Source organism: Janthinobacterium breve (assembly GCF_051380895.1).
In the GTDB taxonomy this organism is placed as follows: Bacteria; Pseudomonadota; Gammaproteobacteria; order Burkholderiales; family Burkholderiaceae_D; genus Janthinobacterium.
This window is the reverse complement of record NZ_JBNYXY010000022.1, coordinates 1-7,480: the sequence shown is the minus strand read 5'-3', so window position 1 is coordinate 7,480 and position 7,480 is coordinate 1. Positions and strand designations below refer to the sequence as shown.

Sequence of the window (7,480 nt, the reverse complement as noted above, 5' to 3'; positions counted from 1 at the left end):
GCCGTCCTGGTCGCCGGTGGCTTCTGGGGTATCAAGATGATGAAAAAGGCCTTCTCCAAAGCTGGCTAAAATTCATCAGCATTATCAGGGCGGCTCCGGTCGCCTTTTTTTTCGGGTTTAAATATGAAAAACGTTATTTTTTGGTTGCTGTTTTTCGTTGTCAATAGTTCGTCTGCCGGTATTGTTTATCGAGGAAACGGTGGTGGTAATTGGAAGAGTTTAGAAGAGGCCTGGTCGCAATATGGTGCTCCTAATGGTATGCCTAATACAGGGGGAACCTGTCAGCCAATTGGGACTACCGGAAATTATTGGAGTTGTACTTTTAAAGCTTATAACGGTGGCGTTACTACTGTCACTTTTGAAAAATCAGGAAAATGTAATTTAGGCGATAGTCTCGGGTCGTATGAATATCCTATTGGATATGGCCGTCCTAGTAAGTCTGGAACGAGTATTGATTATGTTCAGAAAATTTCTGCCGACGGTAACCAGTTCCAGGATGTTTTCTGTATCAATTCCTGCAAGGCTGTAGTCGCCCGGGAATCTGATGTAGGTAAGCTGTATCAAAAGTCATCGCCAAAGCCGGGGATTTTTCTTTATGTCTTCGACGTAAAGTTAACGGAAAGTGCGCAAACTTGTAGTGTGGAGAAAGTTCCTAATACCGATGTTCCGCCATATAAAGGCGGGGATATTACTGATCCGACTAACCCTACTGATCCGACTAAGCCTACTGATCCGAGTAACCCTACTGATCCGACTAAGCCTACTGATCCCACTAAGCCTACTGATCCCACTAAGCCTACTGATCCCACTAAGCCTACTGACCCCGCCAATCCTACTGACCCTTCTAATCCTGGCGGCACCCCTGGCGGCACTCCTGGTGGCACTCCTGGTGGCACTCCTGGTGGTACCCCTGGCGGTACTCCTGGCGGCACTCCTGGCGGCACTCCTGGTGGCACCCCTGGCGGCACCCCTGGCGGCACTCCTGGCGGTACTCCTGGTGGTACTCCTGGGGGCACCCCTGGCGGTCCTGGCTCTGGTACGCCAGGTGATGGTAAGGGCAATGGGTGTGGTCTTCCTGGTCAGCCTGGATGCCGAATTGATGAAACTGGAATGCCTAAAATTGATGATGATTTGGGTGAACTCGGTTATCGCGCTGTCGAGTCTTCTAATAAGGACAATTTCGAAGAAATAGGAAAGATAAATAAAGAACGGCTCGGCATTGGTGATTGGTTCCCTGTTATTCCTACAGCTGTTTGCACTAATCCTAGTGTTAATAATCCTGTCACTGGTGCTAGTGTTCAAGTTGATATATGTTTTTACGTTAATATTTTTGCTAAGTTTATCAGCGGTGTTATTTGTTTCTTTGCTCTTGTTGGCGCGGTTAAACAAGTTCAATCAGCTATGAAAGCCTAATATGCCATTACTCGGTACTCTACTTATTAATCTCCTTGGTGTTTTGATTAACCTTTTTTCTCGATTTTTAATATTGGAGCACGCTTTTCGTCTTTCTGCGGTGATTCTAATGTTGGCGCTTGTTATACCGTTGATTGCACTCATGTCCTCTTGTGCGAAGGGTGTTTGTTCCCAGGGCATTGCAGGTATGTCCGCGTCGCATCCTAATTTTGCTGTTGGTCTTGGGATTGCTTTTAATTCGACAACGTTGTCAGCTGCCACTTGTTACGTCATGGTCTGGGTTGGTTGTTTGGTATACGTAGTTCAGAAAAAAGGTTTAAACCTTATTATTAAATAGGCGGTTGATATGGCTGTATATGCAATTACGGGAAAGCTTGGTAGTGGCAAGGGTAAGGCTGCTATCGATCAAATTCGGCGTTACCTGCGTGATGGCAAGCGTGTTGCCACAAACTGCGATGTGTTCCTGGAGCACTTGATGCCAGCTCGTGATCGGGGCATCGTCATCCGGGTGCCTGACAAGCCGTCTGCTGTGGATTTGTACATGATCGGTAGCGGCAATCGTTTCATCGATTTTGAGCCAATTTTGCAGCATGGCCGTGCAGGCATTACTGCCACTGCGCCGTCGCCTAAGTTGTTGCCGGGTTTTGATGAATCCCACAATGGCGCGCTTCTGCTCGATGAGTGCGGTTCGTGGCTGAACACTCGCAATTTTCAAGACAAGGGCCGCGCTGAAATGCTGGAATGGGCCATCCATGCGCGCAAGTATGGATGGGATGTTTTTTTCATCATGCAAAACATCAGCCAGGTCGATAAGCAGTTGCGTGACTCCCTGCTTGAGTATGTTGTCAGGCTGAATCGTTTGGATCGTATGCGGGTGCCTGTTTTAAGCCCCGCTATTGCGTTGATGACTGCCGGGGCGTCGAACGGTAGCATGCCGCGCTTGCATATCGGTGTGGTGCGATTGGGGGCCTCTCCTGATGCTTTGGTGGCGGATCGTTGGTATTTTCGTGGCGATGATCTGAACAAGGCTTACAACACGACGCAAGTTTTCTCGGATACCTATCCGCACGGTACTCACTCGCTGCTTTCGTCTTGGCATTTGTCTGCCGTTGCTGGTGTTCCTCCCGATTTCATCGGGCCATTGCAGGCTACGCCTGCCGCTTTGCCTATGTTGAGCTATCGCGCTCTTCCTCCTAAGCCACCCCACAAACATATGACTAAATTTCTCTTTGCCGCGCTGTGCCTTGGCGGCGCCCTGGGCGTGTTCGGCTATCACTTTGGTAAGCCATTCCTGGCGCCGACGATTGCTCAAAAAGAGCCTGAATTGGTTGTCTCAAAAAACATCACCGGTATTGGTTATATCGCGCGGGGAAGTGTCTACGTTGTCACATTGTCGGACGGCCGCAGTGTTACCGCTTTGCGTTTTCGCTTTATCGATGGCGGTTGGCTCGCGCTGGTCGATGCTGATACCTGGGTAAGGGGTGTGGCATGAAAAAACTGTTTATTCTGTTTATTTGGTTGCCGTGCGTTGCGTTTGGCGCAGGGCAGCCGGTGTCGATACAGCTTTCTTCTGTGTCGCTTGTCGCTTTCGCGCAGGCCACTTTCAAGAATATGCTTTCTCGTGATTTTGTCATATCGCCGGATGCATTGGCTCTTGATCGTAAGCTCACAGTGTCGGTGAGTTCCCTCGATGCTGATCGGTTACCGGCGTTTGTTGAGGGCATTTTGCGCGACCAGGGCATATCTTCCGAGTTGCGCGATGGTGTCTACTATCTCCGCGCTGCACAATTTTCGACTCCTGTTCCATCCGCTATCCATTTAGCGTCTGTTGATGTGTCGGGGGGCGCTTCCTCTTCGGCGTTTTCTGACAGGCCGATATCGCGCCCTGTGCGTGTCGATGTAGGCGATGGCGCTGTTGATCAGGTGTCCGTTGTCGCTGGCCGGCGTCGCGATGATGAGTATGAGGTGTATGTGCCGGCAAGTCGTGCTGCTGATTTCTTGGCAGGGGTCGTGGCGGCTGCGTTTGGTCCCCGTAGTGCGGTTGCGGCAGGCAATCAAATTGTTCTGACAGGTAGCACTTCGGAGTTAAACAAAATGCGCATCTTGCTCGGTGCGCTCGATCAGCTGCCGCGTATGGTTGACGTGTCCGCGTCATGGGTCGAGGTCACGGATAACGCCAGTTCGGGCCGCGGTATTTCCATCATGGCCAGCGTACTCGGTGCGAAGTTCGGTGCGTCCCTGGGGAGCGTCAATTCGGCGTCTGCGATCAGCTTGCGCGGGACAAATTTCCAGTTGGTGATCGATGCGCTCAATACCGATGGTCGTTTTAAGCAGGTATCGAATAGCCGCATTGTGGGTGATGACTATCAAAAGATGGTGCTGACGGTGGGCGATGAAACGCCAACGATTGCCAGCACGGGCAAAGACAATTCCGGGAACAGCGTGCAAAACATTGTGTATAGGCCTTCTGGCGTCATTGTCGACGTTTTGCCTAAGGTGCTTGGTAACGGCAAAATTAATCTCGCCATCGATGGGCAAATCTCCAGTTTTAAGCCTACGTCAAGTGGCGTGACAGGTTCGCCCACGCTCATTAAACGCCAGGTCAAAACAGCGGTGACGGTCAACGATGGTGAGGTGCTTTTGATTGGCGGCTTGAATGATGCGCAAACTGTAGATAGCTCCTCTGGCTTCTCCTTCCTGCCTTCCTCGTGGGCTGCCCGATCGGGGACGAAACTGCATACCGACTTGGTGCTTATCTTGAGTGCGCAAGTCCCTAAGGTCGCTGATAGGTAATGTTGCGCCGTGGATAGGCTGCGGCGTGCCGCGCAGCGGTGCGCTGCTGCCTATCCATAGCTATATGTGACTTGTAACGTTTATTTTCTTGTATTGTCGTGACTTGTAACATATACTGTTTTTTAAGCTTTTGTTGCTTGGTAAACGTTGGGGGCTATATGAAACAGAAAACTGATTTGAACACATTGGAGTTGCCGGGCGTCAGGCGTCCTCCTGGGCGTCCGCCGAAACCGGATGCAATGAGTGGTGCGCAGCGTCAGGCTGCTAGGCGTGCTCGGCTGCGTGCTAACGGCGTTGCTCAATTGAGCGTCGATGTTCCGTCCGATGTGCTTGATGCTTTGACTAAGTTTGTTGAGTTCAAGGATATGACAAAGGGCGAGGTCGTTGCTCGTGTGATGCGTGACCGGCTGTTGAGAAAGCGTTGATGTATTGGCGGCACAAGCGGCCCGAAGGGCAAAATCTTTATGGGCCTGTCGGAGTCGGCTTTTGTAGTTGTAGTAATAGTCTCAGAATGCCTGTGCGCATCGGAGCGTGGAGCGACAAGTTTATAAAGTTTTAGCGGGTAGTCCGTCCCCGTCGTTAAGGCCCAGGTGGCTCACGTCCACCATAGGCCCCATACACTGAAAAACGGTTTTGAATTTGAAAAGAAAAAGCCCGCGATGTTGACGCATCCGGGCCTTGATTGACATTTATCCTGGGCATGCCAATGACCGATAGTTTACCTGATTTTGATCTTGCGTCAATTGACCTCGCGCAGGTCGATTTTCTCGTCCCCCCGTCTAGTAACACGGGGGGAAACCTAGTTTCCCTCCCCCAAAAGCTGGAATTAAGAGAAAAAAGTAGCAGAAAATGCAAGCTGGACTACCTTTCTTTTACTTCTGTTCGGTCTATCGATGATTTGCGTGTCTTGATCGGCACTTTTACCCGTGATCTTTCGTTCCTCGATCAGGGGCGAGGCTGGATGGGGTACCCTTTTTCTGCGCAAATATTGTCTTGTGGCGAGAATATTGGTTTGATTGCCTGGGGTGCTCGCGACCATAATCGTAATTATGTGTCGTTTTCTGGTGCTGCTTGCCGACACTGGTGTGACTATCGGCTCGGTCTTGTGCTGGAAGTTTTGCGTATGGTTGTCGCACGTATCACGCGTATCGACTTGGCCCTTGATTTTTACCATGGCGAACTCTCGTATGATGATTGTGAGTCTGCTTTGAAGGCTGGTGAGTTTCAAATGAAGGCTGGGGGCCGTCGTGCTGCGGTTGATCGTCATGCTACTGAGGGGCAGTACGGTAATGCTGGGCGTACTTTGTATGTCGGTTCGCCGCGCTCGAGTAAACGTATCTGCATGTATGAAAAAGGGCTCGAACAGTTTGGCAAGCTTCCTGCGCACTGGCTTGAGCATCAGACGCCTGAGTCTGTCGCCTCGCATCGGCTTGATGGCTCTACTGGCATAGTTGGCGATGTTGGTGTTCTTGACTGGCTGCGCGTCGAGGTTCGCTATTCAAATGACGATAGGGATCTCGACGCGGATGATTATGCAATTATTCGAAACAGGGATGACTTTTTCGCAGGTTCCTACCCATTTTGTTCCCGCATCATTGGCCTTACTGACGGCCTTCGTCCGCCCACTCTGCTAACTGAAGTTGAGGCAGATGTTGAAAAGATGAAACTTAACCTGAAAAATTCTTACGGTGGTCTGGTGCATTCATTGCGCCGGATGGGGTATACAGATCAGCAAATAGTTGATGCCGCTGACGCTGGTTCGCATTGTAAGCGGCTGGTGAAAAGTGGGTTATTTCGGCATCTTGATGACACTGTGCCGTTTTGATTTGACCTTGCATCAATGCTCGCTCTCCGCCTTATAATTTACGTCACTTGTCACTATATCTAAGTACTCTTCTATCTTTTTTTGATGTAATAAATTTATTGATGCCAAGATAAGGGCTGTCGAAAGATCGCCCTTTTTTACGCTCATTTCAGCCGCAAGTAGGCTCATTTTCTTGTGCGCATCATCGCCAATTTTTATATTTTTCATACTTTAATTTCCTCTGCGCAAATCTATCAGAATGTAACAATCGCAAAATATTTCTATCTTGACGATGGGTAATTATTCCTGATAAGTTGCGCCTTGTAGCGGATTATCTTTTTATCTTTTTATCTTTTTATCCGCAAAACTATGGGGAACCTATGAAAATTTTTGCAGCTGGTGTTAAGCGCCAATACGGCATTGGCAAGACAAGTCAAAAGCCTTACGACATGATGAATTTGTTGGCTTTGGTGCCAATGGAAGCGGGCATGATGGGTGCCATGTCTGTCGATGCGAATGGCTATGAGTTGATGGAATTGCCTATCGATTCTATCGCTACATTCCAGCAGTTTTCTGCTGTCAAATTTCCATGCATTGTTGAAATTACGGTCGAGCCTACCCCTCGCATGGGCAAACTTGTCAGTACCGTTACAGCATTTCTCGGAACACCTCCCCTGGCTAAAGCAGCTTAATTAATCATGCCTTCTTGCGTTGATTCCACACATTTGACCGGGCCTGATGCTCCGTCTGGTGCCGTGCTGTACACGGTGTCCAGCGCTCCCACTGAGTTGTCTGCATGTGCCTATGTGGTCGAGTCGGGCGCTGAGTACGTGGCCGCTGTTGCGGCGCAGGATAAGGCTACGGATATATTTTTTGTGGCGGCGGTGGTGGTGCTGTTTGCGTTGGGCTGGATTGCAGGGGCGCAACGATGATGCTGCTCGGAAGTCTCTGGCCAATCCTTTTCTTGGCGGGCTTGTTCTTCTGTGCTGTGCATCTGGTGAGGTACATCATTTCCCGGTTTTTGGAGCACAAATAATGACCATTGCCGCTGCCGTTGGCTACGCCTTGAGTGCGTTCGGCATCGGGTATGCCGCTGGTGCGATACAGCGAGTTATCCGGCGCTCTATTGAAATTTTGGATTAGCAGTATTTTGACGTTTGGTCGTCGTCAATCTCATGTAGACCGTCATTTTTTAGGAATGTGGAAATGAACAAAAATATTCAGCGTGGTTTGGCTCTGGTGGGCGCGGTTGCTGTTTCGGGCGTTGCTGCGGCGGCTGATGATCCGGGTGTCGCGGCTATCACGGCGTTGTCCAGTCAGGCTACTACCTACATCACTGCGGCGTTCGCCGTCGCCGTCCTGGTCGCCGGTGGCTTCTGGGGTATCAAGATGATGAAAAAGGCCTTCTCCAAAGCTGGCTAAAATTCATCAGCATTATCAGGGCGGCTCCGGTCGCCTTTTTTTTCGGGT

The 7,480-nt window shown here is 50.1% G+C and carries 8 protein-coding genes; 7 read left to right on the top strand and 1 reads right to left on the bottom strand.

Going from position 1 to position 7,480, the window contains the following annotated elements; genetic code table 11:
* Positions 1–123 precede the first annotated feature (123 nt).
* From ACQ4W0_RS29030 to ACQ4W0_RS29010, 5 genes are all read left to right on the top strand, one after another.
* On the top strand, positions 124–1,413 hold the full coding sequence (locus tag ACQ4W0_RS29030) for a hypothetical protein (protein ID WP_436579883.1): 1,290 nt from the start codon (positions 124–126) through the stop codon (positions 1,411–1,413).
* 346 nt (positions 1,414–1,759) lie between these two features.
* The gene (locus ACQ4W0_RS29025) at positions 1,760–2,905 is read left to right on the top strand and encodes a zonular occludens toxin domain-containing protein (protein WP_436579882.1); all 1,146 of its coding nucleotides are present in this window, start codon (positions 1,760–1,762) and stop codon (positions 2,903–2,905) included.
* Complete coding sequence (locus ACQ4W0_RS29020) at positions 2,902–4,206, top strand: type II secretion system protein GspD (RefSeq protein WP_436579881.1); 1,305 nt, start codon at positions 2,902–2,904, stop codon at positions 4,204–4,206. The genes ACQ4W0_RS29025 and ACQ4W0_RS29020 overlap by 4 nt, the downstream gene beginning before the upstream one ends.
* Before the next feature lie 158 nt (positions 4,207–4,364).
* Positions 4,365–4,631 (top strand): hypothetical protein, encoded by a 267-nt coding sequence (locus ACQ4W0_RS29015; RefSeq protein WP_436579880.1) that lies wholly within the window; start codon positions 4,365–4,367, stop codon positions 4,629–4,631.
* Between the two features lie 281 nt (positions 4,632–4,912).
* A complete protein-coding gene (locus tag ACQ4W0_RS29010; RefSeq protein WP_436579879.1) occupies positions 4,913–6,031 on the top strand; it encodes a replication initiation factor domain-containing protein in 1,119 nt (372 codons plus the stop codon).
* A gap of 12 nt (positions 6,032–6,043) precedes the next feature.
* On the opposite strand, the gene ACQ4W0_RS29005 is transcribed toward ACQ4W0_RS29010, so the two are convergent.
* Positions 6,044–6,238, bottom strand: coding sequence for a hypothetical protein (locus tag ACQ4W0_RS29005; protein ID WP_436579878.1), 195 nt, complete (start codon positions 6,236–6,238; stop codon positions 6,044–6,046).
* A gap of 152 nt (positions 6,239–6,390) precedes the next feature.
* Here ACQ4W0_RS29005 and ACQ4W0_RS29000 point away from each other — a divergent pair, with 152 nt between their 5' ends.
* Positions 6,391–6,702, top strand: a complete 312-nt coding sequence (locus tag ACQ4W0_RS29000; protein WP_436579877.1) for a CTX-RstB family phage integration protein — start codon at positions 6,391–6,393, stop codon at positions 6,700–6,702.
* 514 nt (positions 6,703–7,216) lie between these two features.
* On the top strand, positions 7,217–7,432 hold the full coding sequence (locus ACQ4W0_RS28995; protein WP_436576201.1) for a major coat protein: 216 nt from the start codon (positions 7,217–7,219) through the stop codon (positions 7,430–7,432).
* Positions 7,433–7,480 lie beyond the last annotated feature (48 nt).

Coding starts and splice junctions, on each gene's coding strand:
- ACQ4W0_RS29030 (WP_436579883.1), top strand. CDS start 124: ATGAAAAACGTTATTTTTTGGTTGCTGTTTTTCGTTGTCAATAGTTCG.
- ACQ4W0_RS29025 (WP_436579882.1), top strand. CDS start 1,760: ATGGCTGTATATGCAATTACGGGAAAGCTTGGTAGTGGCAAGGGTAAG.
- ACQ4W0_RS29020 (WP_436579881.1), top strand. CDS start 2,902: ATGAAAAAACTGTTTATTCTGTTTATTTGGTTGCCGTGCGTTGCGTTT.
- ACQ4W0_RS29015 (WP_436579880.1), top strand. CDS start 4,365: ATGAAACAGAAAACTGATTTGAACACATTGGAGTTGCCGGGCGTCAGG.
- ACQ4W0_RS29010 (WP_436579879.1), top strand. CDS start 4,913: ATGACCGATAGTTTACCTGATTTTGATCTTGCGTCAATTGACCTCGCG.
- ACQ4W0_RS29005 (WP_436579878.1), bottom strand. CDS start 6,238: ATGAAAAATATAAAAATTGGCGATGATGCGCACAAGAAAATGAGCCTA.
- ACQ4W0_RS29000 (WP_436579877.1), top strand. CDS start 6,391: ATGAAAATTTTTGCAGCTGGTGTTAAGCGCCAATACGGCATTGGCAAG.
- ACQ4W0_RS28995 (WP_436576201.1), top strand. CDS start 7,217: ATGAACAAAAATATTCAGCGTGGTTTGGCTCTGGTGGGCGCGGTTGCT.